Origin of the sequence: Saccharopolyspora phatthalungensis (genome assembly GCF_014203395.1) — a bacterium.
Lineage (GTDB): Bacteria > Actinomycetota > Actinomycetes > Mycobacteriales > Pseudonocardiaceae > Saccharopolyspora > Saccharopolyspora phatthalungensis.
In genome coordinates this window covers 3,786,877-3,812,497 of record NZ_JACHIW010000001.1, presented here as the reverse complement: position 1 = coordinate 3,812,497, position 25,621 = coordinate 3,786,877, and the positions used below count along the sequence as shown (strand labels likewise).

Below are 25,621 nucleotides of genomic sequence, written 5' to 3'. Positions count from 1 at the left end.
CGGTGGCTAGAGTACGGCGTGAGTATGTGGACTAGATGGTGTAGCTGGTGGCGGACGCGCGCGGAAGTCAGCGTTGGTGCCACGCTGGTTACCGAGCCTGCGAGATCGGCGGCCTCGTCGATCTGACGAGCCGTAATGAGCACACGCTCGTCTGGCCGGGCCTCGTCCCCCGCGCCGCGCACCATCCAGCCCGCGATCTCACTTACAGGTGCTGCGGCGCGAAATACCTCGGTGGAACAAAGATCTACGTCGAGTGGGCGACCGCGATCACGTGTTCAGCAGTTGCACAAGCGCCGGGTACATCGCCCCACCGCCGAGAAGGATCAGCCGAACCGGCACGGAACCCGTAGTTGCCAGTGAGGCAAAACCCGACTTGTAGCGTCGCGAGCGCCGAGTGACTGCACCATCGCATCGCAGTTAGCCTTGAGGCGGTGTACTTGTAGTGGGAGGCATTGGGATGACCGCCACCCGGTTTACTCGTGATTCGGCCCGACGAATCGCGAGGTTGGCTTGTGAAGAGGCTGCTCTGCGTGTCGCGGACAGCGATCTTGCGTTGATCCGTCTGGGCGAGAACGCATTGTTCAGCGTCGCCAGCGAGGGTGTCGTGGTGCGTGTCGGGCGAACGCTGGATTACTGGCCGGAAGTGGCACGGGAGGTCGCGGTTGCGCGCTGGTTACGCGCTGAGGGCCTGCCCGCCGCCGAGATCGTTGAGGAGATCGACCAACCGCTTGCTGTGGACGGGCATCCGGTGACGATCTGGCGCTATATCGCGGGTGAACCTGCTCCGTACGAGAGAATCGGAGATCTGGGCGTGCTGCTGCGTCGCCTACATCTACTTACACCTCCCGCTGAGCTGATGGCACACGACGAGGATGTTCTCGGCCGGGTACAAAGGCGGGTGGAGTCTTCTCCGATCGCCGAGCCTGATCGAAATTTCTTGCTGCGGCGGCTCGTTGAGCTTCGCGAGGAGGTAGCCGACCTCGACTACACCCTGCCACCCGCGTTGATCCACGGCGACGCCCATATCAAGAACGTGATGGTATCCGACGGAAGGTCGATACTGATCGACTTTGAGGGCGTTGCCTACGGTCAGCCTGAGTGGGATGTGGGGATGACCGCGACCGAGTACAGCACGGCAGGGTGGTGGCGCCCCGATCAGTACGAGGCGTTCGTTGAAGGCTACGGCTTCGATGTCATGCGGTGGCCTGGGTTTCCGACCGTGCGCTCGGTTCATGAGCTGAAGATGACGACGTGGATCATGCAGCGGGTCCGCGACAACTCCGACATCGCCGAAGAATTCGCGAGCAGGATGCGGACAATCCGGGACCGAGTCCCGTCGGCGTGGAGCCCTTGGTGAATTCAGTACCTTTTTCCGTGCCGATCGTTCACCTCGCGTACCTGCCGCGACTGGTTCATGCCCGTCGTCGAGCCCGGCACCCCGGCACGGCAGAAGCGGGACATCGACCTCGACGCCCTCTGGGCCGCCGCAAGCAGGGTCACGGTTACCGAGCCACTACCCATGTGGTTCTCCTCCATCGATTTTCGATCGGCTACTCCTCCGGCTGTCCATGTCGTCGTGGGCACCCGGCTGCCGCGGTCACAGGCTTTCGCATACAAGGAGGATCCGTGCCCGCCACCGCACCGCCCAGGCTGTACGTCGACGGCCACAACCTGCTGCACCGCGCCGCCTTCGGGTTTCCCTCCCGTATCAGGTCTCGCAGCGGACGGGACATCACTCTCGTGTTCGGGTTTTTCGCCCTCGTGCGCGCTGGCGCACGCAGCCTTGAGGAAGCTCCGGAGATCATTGTCGTCTTCGACGGCCAGGAAGGCGCCGCAGACCGCCGTGCTCTCATGCCCGGCTACAAGCCGCCCGTTGCCGGTGACGAGGAGGTCTTTGCCGACCTACCGCTCATCTACAAGGGCCTGGAACTGCTGGACATTCCCTGTGCTGAACACCCGTGTCAGGAGTCCGACGACATCATCGCCTCCTTCATCGCCGCGAACCCAGAGCGCGAACACGTGATCATGTCTACCGACAAGGACTTCTATCAACTGCTCTCGCACCAAGTGTCCGCATTGAACACCCAACGACGCGCGGACCGGCGGCGCATCGACGCAGACGAGGTCTACGACACATACGCTATTGCACCACATCAATGGTGCGACTACCGCGCGCTCACCGGAGACAAGTCAGACAACGTTCCCGGAGTCCGTGGAATCGGCCCCAAGACAGCAAGCCGACTCCTCGCTGACGGAGCCCATCTCGAAGACCTCGCCAAGGGTGATCGCCTCACCGGCCGCACCGGAACCGTGATCCGAGAATGCTGGGACGACCTTCTTCTCTGGCGAACGCTCATCCAGCTCCGCACCGACATCACCCTGCCAGCCGTCACCAGTCCGGGCGCACCTACTACTCCGTTCACCGCACCAGAAATCGTCGGCGAACTTGGCCTGTGGAACTAAAGCCCGTGGGAACGCAGAATCTCAGGCGGGCTTTCCTGTCAGCTCGGAGCATTCCGCAACTCACCGCTGGCGAGGTGGCGTTGGGGAGCAGTGTCATAGAAGACGGAGAGTTTTCTCGAATGCGCGATTCACCGCTTGAGGTTCCCCCGGGGTAGTGGACACCACGTTGGCAGGATTGGTTCCTGCTGGAAGGATGTCCTCATGCCTCCTCGTAAGCGTCGGTCGTTCACGGCCGAGTTCAAGGTCGAGGCTGCGCATCGTGTGATCGATTCCGGCCGCACGATCGCTGAAGTAGCTCGTGAGTTGGGTCTCAACGACGGGTTGCTGAATAACTGGGTCAAGGATGAGCGGCGCAGGATCGCCGCGGCCGAGGTCCAGGGCGAGAAACCTTTGGAGGCGGCGGAGCGGGCCGAGTTGCTGCGGTTGCGCAGACAGGTCGCCGAGTTGGAGAAGGACAACGCGTTCCTGGTAAAAGCCTCGGCGTACTTTGCCGCGATGCAGAAGAAACCCAACGGTTCGATCTGATGGCCAAGTACGCCGGCCCCGACACGCTCGCCGAGACCGGCACCGACACCAACAGCGGTGGAGGCAAGGCCGGGCGGTTCTCGGTGCGTCGCATGGCGCGACTTCTGGGCGTGTCGGCCTCGGGCTACTACGCGCATGTCAAACGCGCGGCGGCAACCGTGCTGACACCACGCGCACAGCGCCGGGCGGACCTCGAGGTGAAGATCACCCAGATACACAAGGAGTCCGGCGGCACCTACGGGTCACCCCGCATCACCGCCGAACTGCGTGCGCGGGGCGAGGTGGTCAGCGAAAAGACCGTCGCCAAGATCATGGCCGGCATCGGGATCGAGGGCATCAGCCCGCGCACATTCAAGGTGAAAACCACCGTGGCCGACCCGCATGCGTCGTTCCCACCGGACCTCATCGACCGGGAATTCGACCAAGGCCGCCTGGACGCGGTGTGGCTGACCGATATCACCTACCTGTCCTGCGGTGAGGGCGAGATGTATCTGTGCGCGGTCCGGGACGGTCATTCCCGGAAAGTGCTCGGCTACAGCATCTCCGAGCACATCGGCTCGGAGATGGTCACCGAGGCCATCGACGCCGCTGTCGCTACCCGAGGCGGCCGGTGTCGTAGCACGATCCTGCATTCCGACCGTGGCGGGGAGTACACCGGTGGCCTGACCGTGCAGGCGTGTTTCCGGCACGGGCTGCGCCGGTCGATGGGCGCGACCGGGATCTCCCTCTTAACCGGCTAATGGTTGTGTTTGTCCAGGTCAGCGACACGCTGCGGTAGTGGTACTTGCCGGTTGGCTGCGTTCATGGCTGGTACGTCTGTTCCTTATGGGTATCGAGGCCGGTCTTCGGCTTGAGGAACGGGACGGTGGCTGGGCGTTGGCCGGGCCGGCCGCGTCGCGGTTCGGGTTGGTGGATGAGTACCTGGCGTATTTGGCCGATCGGAACTATTCACCGAAGACCGTGCGTGCCTATGGATACGACCTGTTGGCGTTCTGCCGGTGGCTCGTCGTTGAGGAGCAGCCGTTGCCGGAGGTGACCACGGAGGTGTTGTTGCGGTTCTTGCGTGCCTGCCGGGAGGCTACGGTTGCGGGCAGGCCGGGGCCGAACGTGGTCACGTTGTCGGGCCGTCGGATGGATCAGTATGCCCCCACGACGATCAATCGGCGGTTGGCGGCGATCTCGGGTTTGTTCGCGTTCGCCGCGATGCGGGATCCGGACGTGAAAAACCCAGTCCCCAGAGGCAAGGAGGCCCGCTGGCTGGTAGCGGGTGAGCGCAGCGGGATGCTCGCGCACACCGTCCGTCGGCCGAAAACCCGTTCGTCGCTTCGGCTCCGGGAGCCTCGTCGTCTGCCCACGGCGCTGTCGCAGTCGGATGCGGCGGAGCTTCTGGCGAGTTTTCATGCGTGGCGGGACCGGGCGATCGCGGGCTTGATGCTGTATTGCGGGCTGCGTTCCGCCGAGGTGCTGGGCCTGGACGTCGTCGACGCCGATATCGGCGGCCGATGGCTGCGGGTGGTCGGTAAGGGCCAGCGGGAACGCCGGGTCCCGCTGGATGCCGACGTCGCTTCGGTGATCCAGGTGTATTTGCTGGCCGAGCGGCCCGAATCCGCAAGCGCCCGTCTGTTTCTCGTGGCCAAGGGGCCGAACCGGGGCCAGCCGTTGACTGCGGCCGGGTTGCGCACGATCTTCCGCTATCACCGTGGGCTTACCGGCGTCGTCGGCGGGCATCCTCACGCGCTGCGACACACCTTCGGCACCGCCCTGGCCGAAGCGGGGGTCGATCTCGCGGTGATGCAAGCGTTGCTCGGACACGCTCATGTCGACACCACCGCCCGTTACATCCATTTGGCTCCGGCGCATGTGAAAGCAGAATTCGATGCCGCTCGCGATCGCATCCGCTCCCAGTGATGATCTGCACGCCGCCTACTTGGACTACCTGCGGCGGACCGGACGCGGAAACACCGCCTACACGGGGGCGGCTCGGGTGTTCTTCCAGCGCTGGCCAGACCCCGGGCAGTGGGCGGTGCAGCCTTTGGAGACCCGCTTGTCGGCGGGAAGCTCGACCCGGCCGATCATCACGTTCCTGATGCTGCATCGGGTGCTGCAACCGGGCTATGACTATCTGCTGGAACGCAAGCTTTCCAGCATCTGGAGGGAGGTCAAGGATTCACCGCTGGGTCCGGATCTCGATCGGTTCATGGCCGCGGCCGCCGAGCTCGGGTTCACCGAACGGGTCCGGTTCGCCACCGGTTCCCAAGTTCCGGTCCGGCTGCTGATCCAGACTGGACGGTCGCTGGATCTGCTCACCGTGGCCGATCTGGACGAGTTCCGGGCTGCGTGCCAGGAGCGGGAGACGCGAACTGGCAAGGGGCACAGGCACTATCTGGCGTCGGTCAGCAATGCCCAACGGGTGCTGTTTTACTTGGGAATCGTCGATGAGCTGCCACGCTCGGGCGGGCCGGTCCCGTTCGCCGACCGGCTCGCCGACCTGCGGCCGCCGATCCGCGAGACGGTGATCGCCTATCTGGAACGCAAGCGGGCGACCTGTCAGCCCAAAACGGTGTCGGCCTTCGCGACCCGGCTCAAGCACTTCGGGGTCTTCCTGGCCGAGGTCGATCCCGGACTCGGCTCCATCGCCGAGCTGGATCGCCGCAAGCACATCGAGCCCTACCTGAGGTCGCTGGTCGACGCGGTCAACCCGAAAAACGATCAGCCGATCACCGTCGCGGACCGATCCCGGCGAGTGCTCGCGCTGATGGGATTCCTGACCGATATCACCGAGTGGGACTGGCCCGACGCGCCACCCCGCAAGCTGATATTCCGCGACGATGTCCCCAAACTCCCGCACACGCTGCCCCGCTACCTGCCCCTCGACGTCGACCGCCGACTCACCGCAGTGCTGACCGAACACCCCGGCAACGAACTCGCCGCAGCCGCCCTGCGACTGCAACGCAGCTGCGGACTGCGGATCGGGGAACTGCTCGACCTCGAGCTCGACTGCGTCCACGAAGTCCCCGACCACGGCAGCTGGCTGAAAATCCCGCTCGGCAAACTGGAGACCGAGCGCATGATCCCCATCGATGACGACATCCTCGACCTAATCGACCACATCACCGCCATCCGCTCCCACGGACGGCCGATGCCGCACCCTCGCTACCGGCGCCGGGCCCAGTTCCTGTTCACCCACCACGGCCGACGCCTCTCCCAAAGCGCGGTCCGTCACGAACTCGACCGCGCCGCCCAGTCCGCGGGACTCGACCACCTCACCCCGCACCAGCTCCGCCACACCTACGCCACCGCCCTGGTCAACGCCGGCGTCTCACTCCAAGCACTGATGGCGCTACTTGGCCACGTCTCCGCCGAGATGAGCCTGCGCTACGGTCGGCTGTTCGACACCACCGTCCGAGCCGAATACGAACGAGCCCTCGACCTCGCCAAACAACAGGCCCGCACCCCCACCACCGGCACGATCAGCCTGCCACTGGCCGACATCACCGGCGGAGCCGACTGGAAGAACACCCCATTGCTCAAATCCCGTCTGGCCGGCGGGTTCTGCCTCCGCGCACCCGCCCAAGGCGCCTGCGCCTACGCCAACATCTGCGAGCATTGCCCCAGCTTCCACACCGAACCCAGCTCGCTGCCCATCCTGGCCGCCCAACGCGTCGACGCCGAAGCACTCGCCCGCGACGCCGAACAACGAGGCTGGATCGCCGAAGCCCAACGCCACCAACGACTCATCGCCCGACTCGACATTCTGATCAACGAGGCCCAAGCCGGATGACCACCACCAGCACCCTGGGCCGCGTCGAACGCGCCTGCGTCCAGCTCCACCACGACGGCCACGCCGTCACCTTCACCGCCGTCGCCGCCCACACCGGGCTGGGCCGCACCACCCTCTACCGCAACCCAACCCTGCGCGCCGTCATCGAGGAACACCGATCTCGATCCGCCACCAGCGGCACCCTCACCAGCCTCACCGACGAGATCACCACCCTCCGCGCCGCCCTCGACGCCCTCGCCACCCGAGTACGCCGCCACGAAGAACAACTCCGACGCCTCACAGCTCGAAACGACTGAAAGCGTTAACCGGCCAACAACCGGAAACCACGATCATTAGCCGGATAATGCTACGACAACGCGGTCGCAGAGTCGTTCTTCGCCACCGCTCAAAGCCGAGATCGGCACCACCGTATGGACCTCGAGAACCGACGCCAGGCGGGACGTCTTCTCCTACCTCGGCTACTACAACCACGACCGTCTACATTCCACACTCGCCCACCGAACACCGCACGAAACCCGCCTCAGCTATCGTCAAGACCACGCCCTCGTGGCATGAAACCCCGGTGTCCGGTCTTGAGGGGCAACCTCACGAGCAAGGAAGGAAGTGGTCATGGCCTACGGCCAACGAGATCCCCACGGCAAGGGTGGCTGGCGCGCCCGGTACAAACGCCCCGACGGCACGTATGGCAGCGAATCGGGGTTCACGTCGAAGAAGTCAGCCAAGAACTGGGGCGAGGACCAAGAAGCCCTGATCCGCCGCAACATGTGGATCGATCCCCACGACGGCAACACCCCGTTCGAAGACTTCGCATCGGTGCTGCTGGACTCCATCGGACCCCGGCTGGAACCGTCGACACTGGCTGGAACCGTCGACACTGGCGAAGTACAAGTCCCATCTGGACACTCACCTGCTGCCACAGTGGGCGTCGTGGCCACTGATCGGGATCTTCAACAGCTACGTGGAAATCGAGAAATGGGTTTCCGAACTGCACGACGATTACGCCGAATCCACGGTGTCGTCAGTGTTCGCCACATTCTCGACGATCAAGGAAGAAAGGACGCACGAAAACCCCCGCCGGAACCAGGTGGGTGACGCTGCCACCGTCCATCGCCGTCCTCTACGAGACGCTGATGGACTCCCACAACGACCCGTTCGTCTTCAGCACCCCGGACGGACATCCTCTGCGGCGGTCGAACTTCCGGCAGCGCCACTGGCGCCCCGTCTGGGACGGTACCAATCCGGACGCCCCCGGTGCCGACGATCACGTTCCGGCGATCCTGTCCTGGTTCACGTTCCACGAAGGCCGGCACAGCCACAACACGTGGATGACCGAAGACGGAGTCCCGGAGGTGGCCCGCCGCGCCCGACTGGGACAAAAGATGAAAGGCATCGCCCGGGTCTACGACCACATCACCCCAGCGATGACGAACCACTTGCTCGGAGCGCTTGAAGCCCGCTGGACGGCCTCGGTAGCCGCGCTGACAGCCGCCGAGCGAGCCCAACTGATGCTGCGGTTCCCGTGCCTCCGGGAACCCACTGAAACGACGAGCGGCGAACATACTCAAGATCAAATCGCCGAATCGTCGCCGAATGATCAGTCAGCAGCAAGCTGACCACCTGAGAAGCAGGGCCGCCGACCTGCACAAAACTTTGGTGCGCGATACTGGGATTGAACCAGTGACCTCTACCGTGTCAAGGTAGTAGCGAAAACCGCCCTGACCTGCGCAAACGGAGAACCGGCAGGTCGGGGCGGTTCCGTTGTGAACCGTTGGATGCGGTTCAGTGCAGTTCAACGCAGTTGGCTCCTCCCAATTTCCTCCCAAGTTGTCGCTCCCACCGCGTACATCCGGGACCAAAGTACCGGGCCTGATCGAACGGGCGGCGCTGGCTCGCGCGCGATGTGAAGCCAGCCAGGGCTGGACGACATGGGCGTCCAGCCCTCACGATGCGCCCCGGTTGCTTCCCACACTCGACCGGTACCGCCACGGCTGCACCAGCGAAGTTGACCGGATGAGTGATCGTCATGGGGTCCACACGTTTGCGCTACACCAGTCAAAGCGACACGCACTACACCGCCTACTACTGGGACCTCCGCAGCCAGCAACTCTCTGCGGGCACCTTCACCCGGACGTGCGATGCCGAGCGTGCGTGGCGATGCGCGGAAGCGCAGATCGCCGACGGCAAGTTCGTCAACCTCGCAACTGGGCGCCAGCGCTTCGCTCGCTACGTCACCGAGTCTGGCTGTCCAAAAACGTCATGGAACTCAACACGCGCCGGAGCTACCAACAGATCACCCGGAAATACCTGCTGGAGGAGTTCGGGTCGATGAGGATGAACGAGATCCTGCCCGTCCCAGGCGCGGCGGCACGTACGGCAGAACGCGGCAATCGCCGTCCCGGCCAGGCCAGTGTCCGCAGACAGCGGGACAGCACCGACGGGCGGGTCACCACATGCCAGCACGCCCAGGAACCGACGGCAATACCGCGGCGAGCGATGCGGCGGCGCTGCCCCGCCAACCCGGTGCCGAGAAGGCCGACGAACATCAACATGATCGTCGCGACTGTGCCGGCCAGCACCAGCGACCACGCTGCTAGAGCAACGTCCACGTTGCGTTTGCGCAGCTGGTACGTCGCGTACACGAAAACAGCCGCATTACCCACCGCTGGCACCGTGGTCGACAGCGCGTTCTCGGCGAAGTTGATGGCCTGAATCGTCCGCGTCGGAAGGCGAACGCGATCTGCGGCCAACAGGTGCCGGTGCAGTTCGGCGTACACCGCCAAGGCGCCGATGTTCAACAGGACGGCCGTGCCGACCCACCACCACCTGAGATGAGCGAGTTCGGGGCCGAGACGATCTGCTTCGTGCGCCCGCGCGGGCACCTGCCACCCAAGCACGCCCAACCCGACCAGCACCAGCGTCCACTGGGCAATCGCGCACCCGCCGCCGAACTTCCATTCCCTCCGGCCACGCCTGGATTCGGTTTCCGTCCCGCGATGGCCTCCGGCGGTCGTACCGCAGCAGCGGTCCCACCCGGAAACTCCTCGCGGCTCGGTTACCTCGTCACCGATGCAGCACATCATCCGGGACAGGCTGTCTGTGCATGCTGCGTGTGGATCAGCGTGGTGCGGGCACCGCCGCCGGCATCGCTTGCCACCGGTCGGCCAGGCGCTTCTCCAGCTCGGCCATGGTGGTGTACTCCAGGTCTTCCAGCGGCAACCGGTGCGGTTCGAATGGTCCGTGGCGGCGCAGGTAGTCCATCACCTCGTTGGTCTGCGCCCGGGCCCGGTCGAACGACGGGTCGTCGAACAGATCCCGCGGCCCGATCAGCTTGCCCTCATGCACCTGGAACCCCAGAGCCACCACCCGTGGCGGACCGTCGAACCGAGCAGGATGCGCGTCGTCGACGCTAACCGGCATCATCGGCGCGTGGTGCGACCCGCGCATGCACCCGCCCGCGGTGTAGGCGAAGGAGAACGGTTCCAGCACCTCACCCAGCGCGGGTAGCCCGGACTGGCAGCGCACGATCATCACCGGATCGTCCTTGCCGACATACTTGCCCGCGATCAGCGACAACCGCTGCGTCGAAGTCGCCACCGCCTGCTCCTGCAGGGTCTTGGACTCCACCGAGTGGATCACGTACCTCGCCGGGGCACCGATGAACATCAGCATCTCGTAGAGCTCGCTCGGGCAGTCGAACCAGATCCGCTTCTCCTCGTACAGGTCGTAGACCTCGAACCGGAACCCGGCGTGCATCTTCGCATCGATCACCAGACCAGCGGTGTTGAACGGGTCGGCGAACATCTTGTACAGCGGCAGATTCCACGCCCCGGGCTCGGTCTTGTCCGCCAGGAAGCACACCACCGGCTCGCTCGGGCGTTCGGTGAACTCCAGCTCCGCATAGCCCGGTCCCATGCCGCGCAGATTCCCGCTAAAGGCATCCGACAGCAGATCCTGACCCGCGCCGTACAGACCGAGACGCTTGGCGATCTGCGTGGTTTGGAGGAACACGTCCCAGGCGAAGGAGTGCACCTCCTCCGCATCGGGGCCGTGCTCGTGCATCATGATCAGCGACAGGTCGTCGCCGCAACTGGCAGCCTTCCCATCCAGCAACAGACGATCGCCCACCGCCGTGCTCAACGCGTCCTGCGCCGCACTCATCATCTCCGGGTGCACCGCGGAATGGCCGACGAACCCGCCGGTGTCCGCCTTGATGATGCTCAACGTGACCATGCTGTCCTCCCACTCCCGCGAATCCGAGGTCACCCTCCGCCACATCGCCTTCGGTCACTAGGGTCGACCGGCCTTATGCCCCGGTCACCATCCGGGGTACCCAGGAAGCTGCACGCGCGGGCGGGCACGGCGCCCAGGATTCGTATGGGGGCGATCAGAATGTCGGATACCCCTGTGGTTGTGGGAGTGGACGGCTCCAGCTACTCCATCACGGCGGCGAAGTGGGCTGCTGGTGAGGCTGAGGCGCGGCGGGCGCATCAACTGCGGTTCGTGATGGTGACCGAGGATCCGCTGCGCGATGACGAGGCGTGGGAAATCATCGGATCGGTGGTCGACCAGCTCAAGTCCGGGCACACGGGTCTGGAGGTCTCGTCGGAGGTCGAACATGGCCACCCGGCCGACGTGCTGGTGCGCCAGTCCGACGGTGCGCAGCTGGTCGTGGTCGGGTCGCGCGGCCAAAGCGCGCTGAGCGCGATCCTGATCGGATCGGTCAGCTTCAAGGTGGCCATGCACGCGCACTGCCCGATCGTCGTGGTCCGAAGCACAGCAACATCGGGCGGGCCGGTCGTCGTCGGATTGGACAACTCCCCCTACAGCCGCGCCGCACTGCGGTACGCGTTCGACGCCGCAGCCCGCTACGAAGCCGAGCTCGTGGCGATGCGGGTGTGGCGAGACGTCGGCTACGCCCCGAGCGTACCGACACTCGCCGAAGAGATGACTGAGCTGCGGGAGGAAGCGCAACGCGGCCTAGCCGAACAGCTCTCCGGCTGGTCAGAACGCTACCCGGATGTGCAGGTCCACAAGGTCGTACAACGCGGGCACCCGGTGGCCGAGCTCGCTGCCGCCGCCGACCAGGCGCGTCTGCTGGTCGTCGGACATCACGGCCGAGGTGAGTTCAGCGGGTTGCTGGGCTCGGTGGCGGCCGGGGTGATTCAGCACGCCCCGTGCCCGGTGGCGGTGGTCCGCGGCGAGCACGGATGAAAAGGGCCAACGACCGCACTCCGGGATTCGTGTTGGAGGAGATCGGTATGGGGGTTCATGGACCGGTCGTCGTCGGGGTGGACGGCTCCGAGTGGTCGAAGTTGGCCGCTGAGTGGGCTGTGCAGGAAGCAGACCTGCGGAAGGCAGTGCAGGTCTGCTTCGTGATGGCCACCGAAGACCCCTCATTGGACGAGACCGCCCGGGACACCGTTGGACCATTGACGGAAGGTCTTGCCGACCGCCATCCGACACTAAAGATCTCGTCCGATGTCGTACACGGAGAGCCCGCAGACGTGCTGCTGCGCTGGTCCGCCGATGCCCAGTTGCTCGTGGTCGGTTCGCGGGGCCGAAGCAGCTTGGGGGCGACGCTGCTGGGATCGGTCAGCGCGAAGGCGGCTACCCACGCGCAGTGCCCGGTCATCGTGATCCGCGGTCGTCGGGACACCGGTCCGGTGGTCGTCGGTTTGGACAACTCCCCGCACAGCAGTGCGGCGCTGAAATTCGCTTTCGACTCCGCTTCGCGGTACGGGTGCGAGCTGAGGGCGGTGCAGGTGTGGCAAGACCCCGAATACGCACCGGTCGTGCCGCGCCTGGGGTGGGAGTTGATCGATCTGCGTGCGGAAGCGGTGCGCGGTCTGGCCGAACAACTCGCGGGCTGGACCGAGTCCTACCCGGACGTGACCTTCCACAAGGTCGCACAGCGCGGACATCCGGTCGCCGAACTCGCCGCTGCGGCCGATGATGCGCGCCTGTTGGTCGTCGGGCACCGCGGCCGGGGCGGATTCACCGGGCTGCTGTTGGGATCGGTGGCCGCCGGTGTCATCCACCACGCTCAGTGCCCGATCTCCGTCGTTCGCGGCGTGAATCCCTGAGGAGGGCAGCCCGTGGTGGTGGGCGTCGACGGCTCGGATGGCTTCGAGAGAGTAGCTACCTGGGCTGCCGCAGAGGCCGCTCGCCAACACGCCTCGTTGCAGATGGTCGTCGTCATCGTACGGGGGCCGCGAAGTTGCGCAGCGCGGTCGCCCGATGGTGGCGCTGACCGATGCGGCGCGTGATGCGCGGCTGATGCGCGGCTGCTAGCTCGTCGTCGGGCACCGGGGCCTCGGCGGGTTCGACGGCCTGTTCCTGGGTTCGGTCGCAGCTGATGTGCGTGCACCACGCGCCGTGCCCGGAAGCAGTCGCCCCGCCGCCCCAGAGGAAGCTGACGCGTCTCACCCTGCACGCAGCACCGCCACGGGGCAGGGGGCTCGGTTGACGACGGCGTGGCTGACCGAACCGAGCACGCTGCGGCGGATACGGCCGCGGCCGTGGCTGCCGACGACCAGCAGACTTGCGTCCGCTGCTTCGCGGAACAGCGCTTCCACGGGTTTCTCCGGAGTGACCGAACGTCGAACGCTGACGTTGGGATATTGCTCTGCCCAGCCAGCCAAGGATTCGGCGAGCACTTCCTCGGCTTCGTCGCGCACCTCGCTCCACGGGAGCTCCCACTGCCGCACTCGGGCGAAGGAGTCCAGTGGGAGGTCGCTCCAGGCGTGCACCGCCACCAAGTCGCAGCCGTGCCGCGAGGCGAAGTCGTAGGCGAAACCGATCGCCAGCCTGCTGGCCGACGACCCGTCGACACCCACCACGACCGGAGCCGAATCCGGCTGCTCGCGGCCGCCTCTAACCACCACGACCGGCGCGCCGACGCGCCGCGTGAGCAGCTCTGCCGAGGTCGAGCCCAGGACCCCCAGTTCCGCTTCGATCCGCGGGCCACCGAGCACTAGCACCTCGGCTGTCCCTGCGAGCTCGCTGAGCACCCCGGCCGGATCGCCGAACGGGATGTCGCTGCGCACCTCGAGGTCGGCGTCGATCCCGCGGCAGCTTCCTGCAAGCACCTCGAGCTCCCGACACAAGACTTGCTGCAGCGGTTCCAGGATGCCTCCCGCGCCCGGCACCTTGGTCGGGGTATGCGCCTCAAACGGCCAGGTCAGCACGTGCACGAGCAGCAGCGGTCGACGTCGGCTGGACGCCTCATGCGCTGCCCAGCGAACCGCCTTTCGCGATCGCTCAGTCAGGTCGAAACCCACGATGATCGCCTTGCGGCCCCCGACCGTCACCGGACTCGCCTCCCCAACTGTCCTGGGACACCTCCATGGTGGACCGCACGTCGTCGCCCGGCACCTGATCGGAGCTGCCAGAGCGGTGCTAACCCAGCACCCGGTCGATGACAAGCACTTGTTCGATTGGCTCGGTCTCCGCTGGACGCATGCCCATGAGGATGACCAGCACCGGGCACTGCGCCTTGTGGGTGCAGCGCAGTGCCGTGCTACCGAGCACCGCGTCGGCAACACGCCCGCGACCGCGATCACGATCACGATCACCGAGGATCAGCACGGCTGCGTGCGCCGACTTCTCGGCCAGCACCTCGGCGGCGTCGCCCTCGACCAGTTCGACGTCGACCTTCGGTGTTGACTCCTCGCCCAGGCAGTCGCGCACCAAGTGGTTCAGGTCTTGCCACTGCCGCTCCCGGGCGTGGTACGGCCCAACTCGGGGTACATCGTCAGCGGCCCCCAACGCGGCGTGCGACTCCCGCACCATGAGCGCGCAAAAACACCACTTCGTCTGCCTTCTTCCAAAGCCCAACGCAAGGCCCGCTCGTCGATCCGTCCACGCCCACCACAAGGATCTCGCGACGCATCATGAATCCCACTTCCACGCTCATGCCACGTGGTCACCGTTCCTGGCGAGTCCACTTCGGTTCGACGATCTCCCACTCCCGATGCCAGGCCCGCGTGGCGAGCGAGTCCGCGGTCACCCGGGTGAGGAAGAGCAGTCCGAGACACACGGCCTGCCACGCGATCAGAACCATCACGGCGGACGTGACTGCACCGACCAACACCTCAACATCGCTGTCGGGGGCTTCGGTGATGCGGTCGGCCGAATCCACCCACAACGGCACGGTCCCGCCCACCTCAGTACTCGGCGGTACACGCGCGGTGTCCACGCGCGGGAGGCCGTCCATGCCCAGCCACTGGACCTTCGACCACCAGGTGACGGTTTGGACCTCCCGATTCTCGCCGGAAAACCGGGTCTGCGGTGGTTCGACGACAACTGCCGCGACTGAACGAGTGACGGTGACAGCAACGGCCGCCTCGGCCGATTCCCTCGCATGGACGGCGAACCCGGCCCATACCGCAACGGGAATTCCGATCAATGCGGCGGCCAGCAGCACGGCCATGATCGCGGCTGCCACTCGATCCGCCGGGCGTCGCAACGAGTTCGGCGTCGAACGCAGCGCGTGGACAAGCCAACGGAGGTTGTTCCGCAGTGAACCTTCCATTGCCGGCTCCGGGATTCATTGACGTTGATTCCGAGGCTGCTGCATACGTCCGGCCTGGATTAGGGCACTTCGTCACCCGCGGCCACCGGCGTTGGCCCCTCGGCGCCGCCTGCCAGGGTCATGGGCGGCAAGGAGCACTGCGAAGAACCCGATAAGCCCCCAGGCTCTCAGTAGCAGGTGCCGCGTAACCACGCTTTCGGTCCGTTGCTGTCGCAAGCCGCGAGCCCGTAGACGTCTGTGGGGCACCCGCCCGCGACATGCGACGCTATGGGGCGTCGCAGACAAACAACGTGGTTCTCGTGGTCACCGAAGCTCCGCAAGCACAGATGCGACGTGCGCTCGACGTGCGCTCGGTTTCATCTCCTGTAGGTGGAAACGGTCATACGCCACGAGACGATCCAACGCTTTGTCGAGCTCGGCCAGGTTCTGGCGCAACACGGCGGCATGTGCCGGCTCGGTGGTCTTTTCCAACTCGAGCGCCCATTGGGCGCGAATTGTTTCAAGTGCGGCGAGCGTGCCAGCGTAGGGATGGTCCGTCACCGCGTCCCCCTCGCAGCACGACTTCCTCGTCACTACTGGGTAGCACGCCGTTTGGCGGACGGCTAAAGGTTGATCCTCTTCGCTGACGGGTTTCCCGGAACAGCCCGCATCGACACCGCGGAGGTGGCATCCATTCGACGCGGGCCCCGACACGGTGCGGGCGTGGCTCCACCACGGGCGGGAAGCCGTCGGCGCCTTCTTGTCCGACCCTCATGAATGTGCACCCCGCCGGGCGTCTCCTCTGGAGTCGAGGTCGTCGAGTTCGGCGACCGCGTGGGGTAGGGCTTCGCTGAGCTTCTCCAGGTCACCGACAGCGCGCCGGTTGGCCTGCACGCCAATGTGCACTGTGTCGCGGTACTCGGTCACGGCGATGGACAGGGCGTGACCGGCGGCCAGCGGCGCGAGGGGATAGAGCTCGCGCAGCGAGGCGCCGTCCAGCGACACCGCCACATTGGGCAAGGGCACGTTGGTGATCATGATGTCGAACAGCAGGCCAGCGGCGTGGCCTGCCAGCGGGGCGGCGAGCAGTTGTGCGATCGACGGCATTCGGCCGGCGAGCACCGGGAAGGCACCGGGCCCACGCAGCGGACCGGCGTTCTTGTTGCGGTCCATCGCGGCCCGGACGATCTGCAGCCGGGTCGCGGGGTCCGGCTCGCCCACGGGCAGATCGCACAGATAGCCCGACAGCTGGTTGTTGTCGGCTCGCGACTTTCCTCGCGACCGGTGGTTGACCGGGACCAGCGCCCGCAGGGTGAGTCCGTCGACGGGGTATCCGCGGGTGTCCAACCAACGCCGCAGCGCGCCGGCCACGACGGCAAGTGCGACGTCGTTGGTCGTGCCGCCGTGGCGGGCGCGGGTCCGGCGGATGTCGCGTCGTTGGATGGGAATCAACGCCACGCGCCGTGCGGCTGACGCACGAGCATGCAGTGGCGAGTCCAGCGCGGGCACTCTCATGCCGCGCACCACAGACGAGGCAATCTCGAACGTCTGCTGCACGGTTGCCGGGAGATCACGGGCGGCGGACAGCGCGTCGCCGAGCAGTTGGCGCGGTCGGGAGAGGCTTCCAACGGTACGCAAGGCAGCGTCGAGCAAGGTATCCGCGGGTGAGGCGGTGGTCTGTCGCGGTGCCCAGTCGGGGGTGAAGCCGTCCAGCAGCCCGACTCCGGCTTCGATCGCTCTGCAGCCGTCGGCCAAGGCGTGGTGCAGCTTCACCAGGACCGCGAACCGGTCGCCGTCCAGACCAGTGATCACGTGCAACTCCCACAGCGGCCGGTTCAGGTCCAGTGGCTGGGCGCCCAGCTCTGCGACGAGCACGGCGAGTTCTTCGCGACCGCCCGGTGACGGCAGCTGGTGGGTGTGGACGTGGTCCCGGGCATGGAAATGGGCGGGCTCTTCCCAACGCGCGTGGCCGGGAGGCAGCCAGGAGCGGCGGACCCGCAGCTGCAGTCGCGAAATCCGCTGTGCCCGCTCCGCGAGCACCTCCGCCACCCTGTCCGGCTGCACCGGACGCCGCGGTACGAACACTGCGACCGCACCGAGGTGCATCGGCGCCGCATCCTGCTCCAGGCACAAGAACGCCCGGTCGAGCGCGCTGACCCCACCCGTTGTCATCGTTCTCCCTCACCACCGGTGTCCAACTCGAGATTCGTGCATCGCCCACTTCAGTCCACGGGGCGAAATGCGGTTCACCGAAATGAGCGAGTTCCTTTTGGTGAACATTTCTCGCGAACTCAAATGCCCAGGGCCCGGCAAACCCGCGCGGCCAGTTGGTCCGCCAACGTGGCGAGCGGCTGGTCAACTTCCCGATTCGCGCGGTAGGCATCCGCCCACCGCGAGTCGGCCTCCGGTCGCGGTGCAGGTTCATGTCCGCGGACGAGCTCGACGTGATCGAAGTTCACCGACACGAACGCGGCCCCTCGCGTTTCACCCGGCCAGGCGTCACCACTCCGGTGGGCATTGGGCGCAGGACTCATCGCCGTATCCTTCGAAGTAGCCCCGCGCATGGCGCCGCTCATGATCCCGCGCCGCCGCCTCCCCATGAATCGGGGAGGGCGTGCGCTTGCGTTCTTGCTGCGCGCTCGAAGCCGCACATCGCTGCATCAATCGGCGAACCACCATGCCCCTTCTCCCCACGCTCGAATGGCCCCCGGCCCACCGAGGTCACCACCAGTCGTGCACCGCCGAAGAATTCAGAAGGCAATCGATAACGACGACGCGACGCCATAATGCCCAAAGCAGAGTAATTCGAAAATTCGAGTGGCATCGACCTTAGCGAACCAAGCCTGGAACGCAACCGCGACCGCAAAGATCCACCCGTGGCGGTTCCACCTTGATCGCTTCGCTACGTTCCGAAACGTTCCCCTGTTCACCCATAAGTGCGCAATAGGTGGCACCATAAATTCCGCCGAACGGTTTCGATGACGCTACGCGCTCGCTCGGCACGGTTCGGACAGCGTGACCAGATCCAAACTATGACGAACATCCCCGGTCGCGCGAAGCAGTAATCGCCCCCGGTCTGCGGCGACGAACCGTCGAGCACAGACTGGGGACGAGATCAGTGGCTGATCGCCGACGGTTCCGCCGGCTTCGAGCGTTTGAGAACGTAGTAGCCGAGGCACGCGGCAACGGCGACCGGCCAGTCGATGAGATCCACCAATGCAAGGGCACCGATGCCGAGGTAAACCGGTAACCCGTTCTCAGGGAGCACGCGCCGGGCGACATCCACCGGGACCAGGATGGCCGAGGCGATCTGCTCGGCTAGGTCTTGCCGACCTTGCTCCACGCGTTCCTCGGAGGCTTGTTTCTTGGCTGCTGTGACCATGGCTCCTCCTCGCCAGGTCTCCAGGAAAGCCATGCTAACCCACTCGCACTAACACAAGAAGGCTCCCGCAGGACACCCTCGCGGAGGATCAGGATCGGTCCGAGGAAGGCACCTGACGAGATCATCGAACCTGTCGAGGTCTTCGGAGGACGCAGCGATGCGGTGAAGCAGCCCTGCCGTGATCACGCCGGGCGGTGCGTCATCGATTCAGGGTGAGACGGTGCCTGGCCACGACCGATAGCCGCAGCGCATCGGTGGGTCATGACCACCGTCATCGCCTCCGCCCGGGTCGAACCGCCCCGTCGAGACGGTGTTACCGCTGCGCCGTTTCTGTTCCGTGTGCCTGCGTGGCCGCGGTGCGCAGGGTGGCTCGCATGATGGCCTTGACGAACGGCCGCACCGTCCGCCAGTACAGCATGAAGATCCGGCGGCTGATCGGGTCGTCAAGCCTGGTGCGGATGTCGTAGGTGGCCAGGCTGCCGCCGCGGCCGTAGGGGCGCACCGACAACGAGGCCACGATCTTTCCCCTACCGGGTTTGCCGTATGCGAGGAAGTCTTCGTCCGCGACTTCTTCCCAGCGCACGATCGGTGTCCAGAACCGGCCTATCGCACCGAAAACGACTTCCCGGCCGGGTTGTTCGCCGAGCAGCACCCATTCGCCGCGGGCGCACAGGTCGTCGAAGGTCAGACGGGTTGGCACGCGTGGTGGGACGCGGCGCTTGAGCCGTTCGGGCATTGCCCGTGCCCACATGGCCAGATCGGCGATGCGCGAGTGGATGGTGAGCAGGTCGAGGTGGCGCAGGGCACGATACATCGCTTCCGGTGAGGCGTCGATCATCAGGTGCTCGACGGCGCCGACGTCGTAACTCGCTGCGAAGTCATCGACGGTGACCGAGTGTTCGGTGACCTCCCACGACGCGGAGGCGACATCAGAGGGCTGTGTGCTGGTCTTGTTCGTCTTGTCGTTCATCGGCCTTTCTCCCTTCAGCGAAGGAAACGGCGTCCGCGCTGGGCAGGTTTCGCCCACGATGGCGACCGGGCAGTCTGCGTGGTGCGGGACACCCCGAGCGACCGAGCCAAAACCGGGTATCTGGCTGCGGTGGGTACCAGCAACTGAGCCGAGGACGCGGCGCCCCAACTTTTCGACGGGGCTGCCGTAGCGCACTTCCGTGCCCACCTGTACACCCAGGTATTCTCCAGTCCAGCCGGTCAGATTCGCCGCTCAATCGCTGCACGCTTTGTCCACTGTCGACCACGCCGCCAACGCTGCCGGTTCGGTACAGTGGTGGCTTGTGACCGGCGGCGGTCAGCGACTCCGCAGAGCCATCCCGGCCAGCACCACGCTCCGTACCTCTAGATCGAATGTCGAACCGCCCCCAGCACGTTACGTTCTCGGGTACCACCCGTGCCGAAAAACCCAACCCACCTGTCATGTCCGGCGTCTGCGTTCGTCCAGCGCCGTCAGCCGGCGGCGGTACTCCTCTTCATCGATCTCCCCACGGGCGAAACGCTCCGCCAGGAGCTCTTCAGAAGTGACGGTGCCGCGCTCAACTCGCCCGGTGCGTTGGAGGTAGCGGACCAGCGCGACGATGGCCACGATGACCAATGCCCAGAACAGCACCATGCTCACCGTCATCATCGTCAATCCCCACACACCCATGCCGTAGCCGTCCCAGTAAGGCATCGCGCTCTCCTCCTTGCTCGTTCAGCGGGCCACGATGAGCGGACACGGTGCGTGGTGCACCAACTGCTGGCTCGTCGAACCCAGCAGCAGGCCCGTGACCGGCCCACGCCCGCGTGATCCAACGACCAGCAGCTGCGCGTGCTGCGCGTGCTCATGCAGTGCTCGTGCCGGTTTGTTGTGCGCCACGATGTGGCGTACCTCGACGTCGGGGTACTTCTCGTTCCATCCCGCCAGGGTTTCGGCGAGGATGCGTTCCTCGTCGGCCTGGATCGTCGCCCGATAGCCCTGGCTGTGAAAGCTGGACCAGGCCTGCTCGGTGCCGATCGTGTGCCAGGCGTGCACGGCCTCAAGCGCGACACCGCGCATCGTGGCTTCCTCGAATGCCGTCTTCAGCACCGTTTCCTCGTGGGGAGAATCATCCACGCCGACGACGACCGGGGCGTCGGGAGCGGCGGTCGGCGGCTGCCGCACCACCGCGACCGAGCAATGTCCATGTGCGCAGAGGCCGATTGCGGCGGAGCCCACGAACAGTCCGGTGAAGCCGCCGAGGCCGCTGCTACCGACGACGGCGAGTTGGGCGTGCCGTGACTCGCTGATGAGCACGGGAATGGCGCCGCCGGCGCGCACGAAGGTCCGGACGTCCACCCCCGGGGCTGCGGCGGTCGCTTCCTCCTTGGCGCGGTGCAGCCATTGCTGAGCTTGCCGCGCCATGGCGTTGGCGTAGGTCTCCGGGAGCGGCATCGTTGGCAGGTCCGGTAGGTACACCAGTGCGAAGACGTCGGCGAAAACCACGCGTAACCAGGAGCGGCGTCGGTGGGCCTCCGCGGCGGCCCACCGCGCGGCGTTGAGTGCCGATGAGGACCCGTCGATGCCCACGACGACCGGCTTCGCCTGTGCAGTGGTCATGGATTCCCCACCACCTCCGGTTCCGTGGGATAGCCGAAGCGCATCAGCACCTGCGGCACCGCCACGAGTCCGAGTCGCTCGGCCAGTCCGGTCCGGACTTCCGCCAAGTGCAGCGGTTGCGTCATGACCGAGGCGGCCACGCTGCGGCAGGTGGCCTCCAGCCACGCCTGCTCCAAGGCCTGGCCCGCCCGGACATGGTCGCGAGTTTCGTCGGCGTGGGTGCCGACGACAAGCACCCCTTCCCGCTGGATCCGGTCGGCGAGCAGGGCCTCGTCGGGTAGCCGGGTGCGGGAGGTGGTCAACCCGACCGCCGCCAACCCTTCCGCGCCGAACGTGTCCCGGCGCAAACCGCTTCCGCACGGGGTCGTCCACAGGGTCAGCTCGCGTTGGTATTCGGCGTTGTCGTGGAAGACACGGGCCGCGTAGTCCAACAACCGGGCGACGGCCAAAGCCTCGTCGCCGCCGGAAATCCACCGACCGGTCACGCCTGGGGCCGCGAGCGCGTCCTGCACGGCGTCGCGGACGCTTTCGGAGAGCCCCGGAAGGCCGAAGGCATGCCGGTGGCTTCGGCGGTCGGACAGGGCGCGGCGTCGCTGGTCCTCGGTTTCGGTCGGCTGGGCTCGCCGGGTGCCGGTAACGGTGGCGGTCACCAGGCCACCGGTGACACCGATCTCCACGTCGGCGGTCCACCCCAGGCTGCGAATCGCCAGTACCAGGTTCGTCAGCGCCGCCCCGCAGGAGATGCGTCGGTCCCTCCCCTGCGGGTCGTGTTGCGCCAACAGCACCGCCGGGCATTCCCGCAGCACCGCAATCCGGCCGTGGATCGCAAGCAACCAGGGACGGGTGTTATGTACCGACGGTGCACAGTGGACCGCTTCACCCAGTACCGTTACTTCGCCGGCTGACCACACATCCTGCCCATGGCCGCCGTTCATTTCGGTACTGGCGACGCTCATCGAGATCCTTCTTCCTCCGGCTGCCCATCAGCGATGCTGCGGACGAAGTCGACTGCGGTGAGTACGCCGCATACCTTGCATAAAGAACGGCATCGGTGCGGGCGCCGATCACGCATTGGGCGGCGACACCGCTGTCGTTGGGCGCGTCCACCCGGGGGACGGCTTGACCATCACGCACCCACCCCCATCCCGGATAGGGGAGATGGTCACCAAGCTCGCCGCCGGTCAGACACGCAGCTTGCGGATGAACGGATCTTCGGCCTCGCGTGGCTCCAGGCGGATGCGCGCGGCGGGGTGTGCACCGATGCCGCCGAAACGAGGCGATGCCAGATGCTGTTTTGGACGCTTGTTTTTTTGGTAATCGGCTTCAGCAGATCATGTTGGTGGCGCTGCGTACTCGTCTGCGGCATCCATCAGTCCGGCCGGGCTGTCACAGATGCGTCGGTGGCCGGCTGGTGCACGGCCTCGTCCAGCACGCCCTCGGCGCCTCCAGCCGGGATATCCACGTCGGCGGAGATAGAAGCGACCCTGCGCCCCTTCATTTCAGGCAACCGGGGACCTTCGGCCCCATGACAACACGGCTGCCGACCGCAACTGTCGAGACGAATCGGTCTATGTGAGACTTTTGAGGAGGAAACGATGAGTGTGAGCGAAGGCCACGAGATGCGCTGGGGCGGGCTGGCCGGCCTTGCTTCGCTCGTGCTGGCCATCATCGCGGGAATCCTGCTACGCGGTGCCCCGAACATCACCGACTCCACCGACACGATCGCCATGTATCTGGTCACTTCACTTGGCGTGATCATGACTGCGGTCGTGCTCTCGGCCGCCGCGGTGGCGTTGTTCCTGTGGTTCGGAGCCACGTTGGCCACGGCGTTCCGGCTGGCCGACCCCAACAGCGATACTCCCGCCGTGGTGCTGTCCGGGTTCGCCCTCACCGCCACCATCGGATTCATCGCCACCGCCGTCTTCGGCGGCATGGCCTACACGCTGGCCACCCACCCGATGCTGCTCCCGCTCGCTTCCTTGCCCTACACCGCGCTCACCATCGTGGGCACGCTCGCCGGCTTAGCCATCGCCCTGCCGCTGGCCGCGTGCGCCGTGGCCATGGCACGAACCGACGTGTTCCCGCAGTGGATGGCGTGGTTCACCGGGTTCGTCGCCGTCATCCGGGTTCTCGGCGCGATCACCGTCTTCGGGGGCGGTGGGGTGTTGATGCCTGGCAGCGTGCTGACCGCCTACGTTCCCGGCGTGCTCACCGGCCTCTGGATGCTCGTGCTCAGCGGCCTGCTCGTTCGCGAACACCTGCCCACCATCTCTCCGCAACGGCAACAGGCGCCCGGGCCGGCCTGACCAGCCAGCCGGTGCGACCTCCTACACACCGGGCCGCACCGGCTATTTCTTGCCTGCACAGCCGGTAACGCCACCGTCTTTTGCAGTGCCATGGAGTCGGTGTCAGATGATGGGTTGCCTGGCCGGTGTGAGGTGGTCGGTGAACCAGTCGCGGGCGAGTTCGGCGGCTTCGTCGAGGGTGCCTTCCTCTTCGAAGAGGTGGGTTGCGCCGGGCACGATCGCTAGTCGGTTCTCGCACCGCAGCAAGGCTTGGGCCTGTTGGTTGAGCCCCATGATCGCGTCGTCGCGGCTGCCGACGATCAACAGTGTTGGTGCCTGCACCTCGGACAGCCGGTCCGCAGCCAGGTCGGGCCGACCGCCGCGGGAGACGACGGCGGCCACATCGGCTGGTGCCTCGGCTGCGGCCCACAATGCGGCGGCAGCGCCGGTGCTCGCCCCGAAGTAGCCGATCCCGAGGCCGTCGGCCTCGGGCTGGGCGCGCAGCCACGCGGTCACCTCGACCAGCCGACGGCCCAGCAGTTCGATGTCGAACACGTTCGACCGGTCGAACTCCTCCTCGCCTGCGAGCAGGTCGAACAACAAGGTTCCCAGTCCCGCCCGATTGAAGATCCCGGCGACGTACCGGTTGCGCGGGCTGTGTCGGCTGCTGCCGCTGCCGTGTGCGAAGATCGCGATCCCCTCGGCCCGCTCGGCTTCGGGCACGGTGAGGTGCCCGGCCAGGCGCGCCGGACCAGCCTGCACTTCGACCTCCTCATCCCGCACCCACACTTCGGGGTCGGCCGCTGGGGAGACCGCTGGTGCGGGACGGGCCTGCGCCGCCCGGTCGAGTAAGTCCATGACCTCCGCATCCAGGGTTTGGGAGAAATCTGAGTACCACTGACCGATCGCCACGAACCACTCCGGTGCTTCCAGGCACACCAGCTCGTCCGCTACCTCGCCGAGTCTGTCCAGCGCGTCGGGTGCTGCCACCGGCACAGCCAAGATCACCCGCGTCGCGCCCTGTGCTCGAGCGATCTGGCAGGCCACCGCTGCGGTCGAGCCGGTCGCGATCCCGTCATCGACCACCACCGCCGTCCGGCCGGTAACCTCCACCCGCGCGCGATCACCGCGGAACAGCTGTGCTCGCCGGTCCAGCTCGGCACGCTCGCGCTGCTCGACCTCGGCCAACTCCTCGGCGCCGACCCCGGCCCGCCACATCACCTCATCGTTGATGACCCGGACATCGCCTTCCCCGATGGCACCCATCCCCAGTTCCGGGTGGAAGGGAACACCCAGCTTGCGCACCACGATCACGTCCAACGGCGCCTCCAGAGCCCGAGCCACCTCGAACGCAACCGGAATACCGCCCCGTGGTAACCCGAGGACTACGACGTCCTGCCCCCGTAGGTACCGCAGCCGCTGTGCGAGCTTCCGCCCGGCCTCTTTGCGGTCGACAAACGGCATGATGACCTCACCCCCGGATCGCTCCTGCCAAGTGTTCGCCTGCGGGCGACGTCCCGGACAGGGGTCCTTGGTCCTCACCCCCGCGACGACCGGATCGACCAGCGGCGTCCGCCGCAAGGGCGAACAAGGCAAGACCCCTCCACACAATCGGCACTATTTGGGAAGCCATTGCCGAAAACGGGCAGCGCGCCAAGGACCACGTGATCCGGCCCAACCTGCGCCTGGTCATCGCGGAAGCCAAAAAGCACGCACGACGCCGCTCGTGCCATTGTGGGGTCCGGCAGAGGGTCAGGATCAATGCTTCGCGAGAGTGCAAGGTGTCGGCCAGGGCATGTAGTTCTCGCGCGAGCTCGTGGTCCTCCACGACGTCCAGCGCCGGCAGTAGATCCGTGTCGGTGCTGAAGTCGCCGAATGGCGCTCGACATTCCCTCCGCCTCCTGGAGTGCCGGGTTTCCCGCCAAACGTGGTTCACGTTGTTGGGAAATCACCAGCAGTACGAGGCGAGGCCGATCGGCCCTGTTACACCGAATTGGACCGACGGGACGATGAGCGCTGCTAACGCCGAACGATGCAAACCCAAGACCCGATTGAGCGCGCACCTACGTGCCAAGGCCCTCCA

The 25,621-nt window shown here is 66.1% G+C and carries 28 protein-coding genes and 1 tRNA gene; 13 read left to right on the top strand and 16 right to left on the bottom strand.

Annotation, left to right across the window (positions count from 1 at the left end; all coding sequences use genetic code 11):
* The first annotated feature begins 457 nt into the window (after window positions 1-457).
* From BJ970_RS17740 to BJ970_RS39510, 9 genes are all read left to right on the top strand, one after another.
* Window positions 458-1,357: a phosphotransferase enzyme family protein gene (locus BJ970_RS17740; RefSeq protein WP_184727275.1), complete on the top strand. Its 900-nt coding sequence runs from the start codon at window positions 458-460 to the stop codon at window positions 1,355-1,357.
* Between the two features lie 269 nt (window positions 1,358-1,626).
* The gene (locus BJ970_RS17735) at window positions 1,627-2,463 is read left to right on the top strand and encodes a 5'-3' exonuclease (protein ID WP_184727274.1); all 837 of its coding nucleotides are present in this window, start codon (window positions 1,627-1,629) and stop codon (window positions 2,461-2,463) included.
* Between the two features lie 201 nt (window positions 2,464-2,664).
* Window positions 2,665-2,988: a transposase gene (locus BJ970_RS17730; protein ID WP_184727273.1), complete on the top strand. Its 324-nt coding sequence runs from the start codon at window positions 2,665-2,667 to the stop codon at window positions 2,986-2,988.
* Window positions 2,988-3,728, top strand: a complete 741-nt coding sequence (locus BJ970_RS17725) for an IS3 family transposase (RefSeq protein ID WP_184727272.1) — start codon at window positions 2,988-2,990, stop codon at window positions 3,726-3,728. Before BJ970_RS17730 ends, BJ970_RS17725 begins: the two co-directional genes overlap by 1 nt.
* An 85-nt stretch (window positions 3,729-3,813) precedes the next feature.
* Window positions 3,814-4,896, top strand: coding sequence for a tyrosine-type recombinase/integrase (locus tag BJ970_RS17720; protein ID WP_184727271.1), 1,083 nt, complete (start codon window positions 3,814-3,816; stop codon window positions 4,894-4,896).
* A complete protein-coding gene (locus BJ970_RS17715; RefSeq protein WP_184727270.1) occupies window positions 4,865-6,769 on the top strand; it encodes a tyrosine-type recombinase/integrase in 1,905 nt (634 codons plus the stop codon). The genes BJ970_RS17720 and BJ970_RS17715 overlap by 32 nt, the downstream gene beginning before the upstream one ends.
* Window positions 6,766-7,065 carry a DUF6262 family protein gene (locus tag BJ970_RS17710; RefSeq protein WP_184722820.1) on the top strand — a complete coding sequence of 100 codons (300 nt, stop codon included), beginning with the start codon at window positions 6,766-6,768 and terminating at the stop codon, window positions 7,063-7,065. The genes BJ970_RS17715 and BJ970_RS17710 overlap by 4 nt, the downstream gene beginning before the upstream one ends.
* A 313-nt stretch (window positions 7,066-7,378) precedes the next feature.
* The gene (locus tag BJ970_RS39515; protein ID WP_312864299.1) at window positions 7,379-7,861 is read left to right on the top strand and encodes a hypothetical protein; all 483 of its coding nucleotides are present in this window, start codon (window positions 7,379-7,381) and stop codon (window positions 7,859-7,861) included.
* Complete coding sequence (locus BJ970_RS39510; RefSeq protein WP_312864298.1) at window positions 7,858-8,382, top strand: site-specific integrase; 525 nt, start codon at window positions 7,858-7,860, stop codon at window positions 8,380-8,382. The genes BJ970_RS39515 and BJ970_RS39510 overlap by 4 nt, the downstream gene beginning before the upstream one ends.
* 38 nt (window positions 8,383-8,420) lie before the next feature.
* On the opposite strand, the gene BJ970_RS17700 is transcribed toward BJ970_RS39510, so the two are convergent.
* The 3 genes from BJ970_RS17700 to fbp all read right to left on the bottom strand — a co-directional run bounded on the left by BJ970_RS17700 (window position 8,421) and on the right by fbp (window position 10,999).
* Window positions 8,421-8,495, bottom strand: a tRNA-Val gene (locus BJ970_RS17700).
* Between the two features lie 553 nt (window positions 8,496-9,048).
* The gene (locus BJ970_RS17695; RefSeq protein ID WP_184727269.1) at window positions 9,049-9,849 is read right to left on the bottom strand and encodes a lysylphosphatidylglycerol synthase transmembrane domain-containing protein; all 801 of its coding nucleotides are present in this window, start codon (window positions 9,847-9,849) and stop codon (window positions 9,049-9,051) included.
* 34 nt (window positions 9,850-9,883) lie between these two features.
* Window positions 9,884-10,999 carry a fructose-1,6-bisphosphate aldolase/phosphatase gene (gene fbp, locus BJ970_RS17690; RefSeq protein ID WP_184729182.1) on the bottom strand — a complete coding sequence of 372 codons (1,116 nt, stop codon included), beginning with the start codon at window positions 10,997-10,999 and terminating at the stop codon, window positions 9,884-9,886.
* A gap of 159 nt (window positions 11,000-11,158) precedes the next feature.
* Between fbp and BJ970_RS17685 the strand changes: the two genes are divergently transcribed.
* From BJ970_RS17685 to BJ970_RS40025, 3 genes are read left to right on the top strand one after another with little or no spacing between them, the layout of a single operon-like run.
* Entirely contained in the window at window positions 11,159-11,980 is an 822-nt protein-coding gene (locus BJ970_RS17685) for a universal stress protein (protein WP_184727268.1), read from the top strand.
* 47 nt (window positions 11,981-12,027) lie between these two features.
* Window positions 12,028-12,852 carry a universal stress protein gene (locus tag BJ970_RS17680; RefSeq protein WP_184727267.1) on the top strand — a complete coding sequence of 275 codons (825 nt, stop codon included), beginning with the start codon at window positions 12,028-12,030 and terminating at the stop codon, window positions 12,850-12,852.
* 12 nt (window positions 12,853-12,864) lie between these two features.
* Complete coding sequence (locus BJ970_RS40025; RefSeq protein WP_376775052.1) at window positions 12,865-13,035, top strand: hypothetical protein; 171 nt, start codon at window positions 12,865-12,867, stop codon at window positions 13,033-13,035.
* Here BJ970_RS40025 and BJ970_RS17675 read toward each other — a convergent pair.
* The 12 genes from BJ970_RS17675 to BJ970_RS17620 all read right to left on the bottom strand — a co-directional run bounded on the left by BJ970_RS17675 (window position 12,965) and on the right by BJ970_RS17620 (window position 22,209).
* The gene (locus BJ970_RS17675) at window positions 12,965-13,195 is read right to left on the bottom strand and encodes a hypothetical protein (protein ID WP_184727266.1); all 231 of its coding nucleotides are present in this window, start codon (window positions 13,193-13,195) and stop codon (window positions 12,965-12,967) included. The two genes, BJ970_RS40025 and BJ970_RS17675, sit on opposite strands and share 71 nt — an antisense overlap.
* Window positions 13,192-14,079: a universal stress protein gene (locus BJ970_RS17670; protein WP_184727265.1), complete on the bottom strand. Its 888-nt coding sequence runs from the start codon at window positions 14,077-14,079 to the stop codon at window positions 13,192-13,194. Before BJ970_RS17670 ends, BJ970_RS17675 begins: the two co-directional genes overlap by 4 nt.
* Before the next feature lie 88 nt (window positions 14,080-14,167).
* Window positions 14,168-14,560, bottom strand: a complete 393-nt coding sequence (locus tag BJ970_RS17665; protein WP_184727264.1) for a universal stress protein — start codon at window positions 14,558-14,560, stop codon at window positions 14,168-14,170.
* Window positions 14,561-14,693: 133 nt separating this feature from the next.
* Window positions 14,694-15,302: an Rv1733c family protein gene (locus BJ970_RS17660; protein WP_184727263.1), complete on the bottom strand. Its 609-nt coding sequence runs from the start codon at window positions 15,300-15,302 to the stop codon at window positions 14,694-14,696.
* Between the two features lie 303 nt (window positions 15,303-15,605).
* Window positions 15,606-15,842, bottom strand: coding sequence for a hypothetical protein (locus tag BJ970_RS17655; RefSeq protein ID WP_184727262.1), 237 nt, complete (start codon window positions 15,840-15,842; stop codon window positions 15,606-15,608).
* A gap of 210 nt (window positions 15,843-16,052) precedes the next feature.
* Window positions 16,053-17,453 (bottom strand): wax ester/triacylglycerol synthase family O-acyltransferase, encoded by a 1,401-nt coding sequence (locus BJ970_RS17650; RefSeq protein ID WP_184727261.1) that lies wholly within the window; start codon window positions 17,451-17,453, stop codon window positions 16,053-16,055.
* 119 nt (window positions 17,454-17,572) lie between these two features.
* Complete coding sequence (locus BJ970_RS17645; RefSeq protein WP_184727260.1) at window positions 17,573-17,815, bottom strand: hypothetical protein; 243 nt, start codon at window positions 17,813-17,815, stop codon at window positions 17,573-17,575.
* A gap of 581 nt (window positions 17,816-18,396) precedes the next feature.
* Entirely contained in the window at window positions 18,397-18,663 is a 267-nt protein-coding gene (locus BJ970_RS17640; protein ID WP_184727259.1) for a hypothetical protein, read from the bottom strand.
* A gap of 313 nt (window positions 18,664-18,976) precedes the next feature.
* A complete protein-coding gene (locus BJ970_RS17635; RefSeq protein ID WP_246470897.1) occupies window positions 18,977-19,633 on the bottom strand; it encodes a hypothetical protein in 657 nt (218 codons plus the stop codon).
* A gap of 459 nt (window positions 19,634-20,092) precedes the next feature.
* On the bottom strand, window positions 20,093-20,347 hold the full coding sequence (locus tag BJ970_RS17630; RefSeq protein ID WP_184727258.1) for an SHOCT domain-containing protein: 255 nt from the start codon (window positions 20,345-20,347) through the stop codon (window positions 20,093-20,095).
* Window positions 20,348-20,368: 21 nt separating this feature from the next.
* A complete protein-coding gene (locus tag BJ970_RS17625; RefSeq protein WP_184727257.1) occupies window positions 20,369-21,253 on the bottom strand; it encodes a universal stress protein in 885 nt (294 codons plus the stop codon).
* Window positions 21,250-22,209 (bottom strand): nitroreductase family protein, encoded by a 960-nt coding sequence (locus tag BJ970_RS17620; RefSeq protein WP_246470896.1) that lies wholly within the window; start codon window positions 22,207-22,209, stop codon window positions 21,250-21,252. The genes BJ970_RS17625 and BJ970_RS17620 overlap by 4 nt, the downstream gene beginning before the upstream one ends.
* Before the next feature lie 639 nt (window positions 22,210-22,848).
* Here BJ970_RS17620 and BJ970_RS17615 point away from each other — a divergent pair.
* A complete protein-coding gene (locus tag BJ970_RS17615) occupies window positions 22,849-23,559 on the top strand; it encodes a hypothetical protein (protein WP_221467210.1) in 711 nt (236 codons plus the stop codon).
* Window positions 23,560-23,661: 102 nt separating this feature from the next.
* Here the strand turns inward: BJ970_RS17615 and BJ970_RS17610 are convergent, their stop codons facing one another.
* Complete coding sequence (locus tag BJ970_RS17610) at window positions 23,662-25,002, bottom strand: phosphoribosyltransferase (RefSeq protein ID WP_184727256.1); 1,341 nt, start codon at window positions 25,000-25,002, stop codon at window positions 23,662-23,664.
* Window positions 25,003-25,621 lie beyond the last annotated feature (619 nt).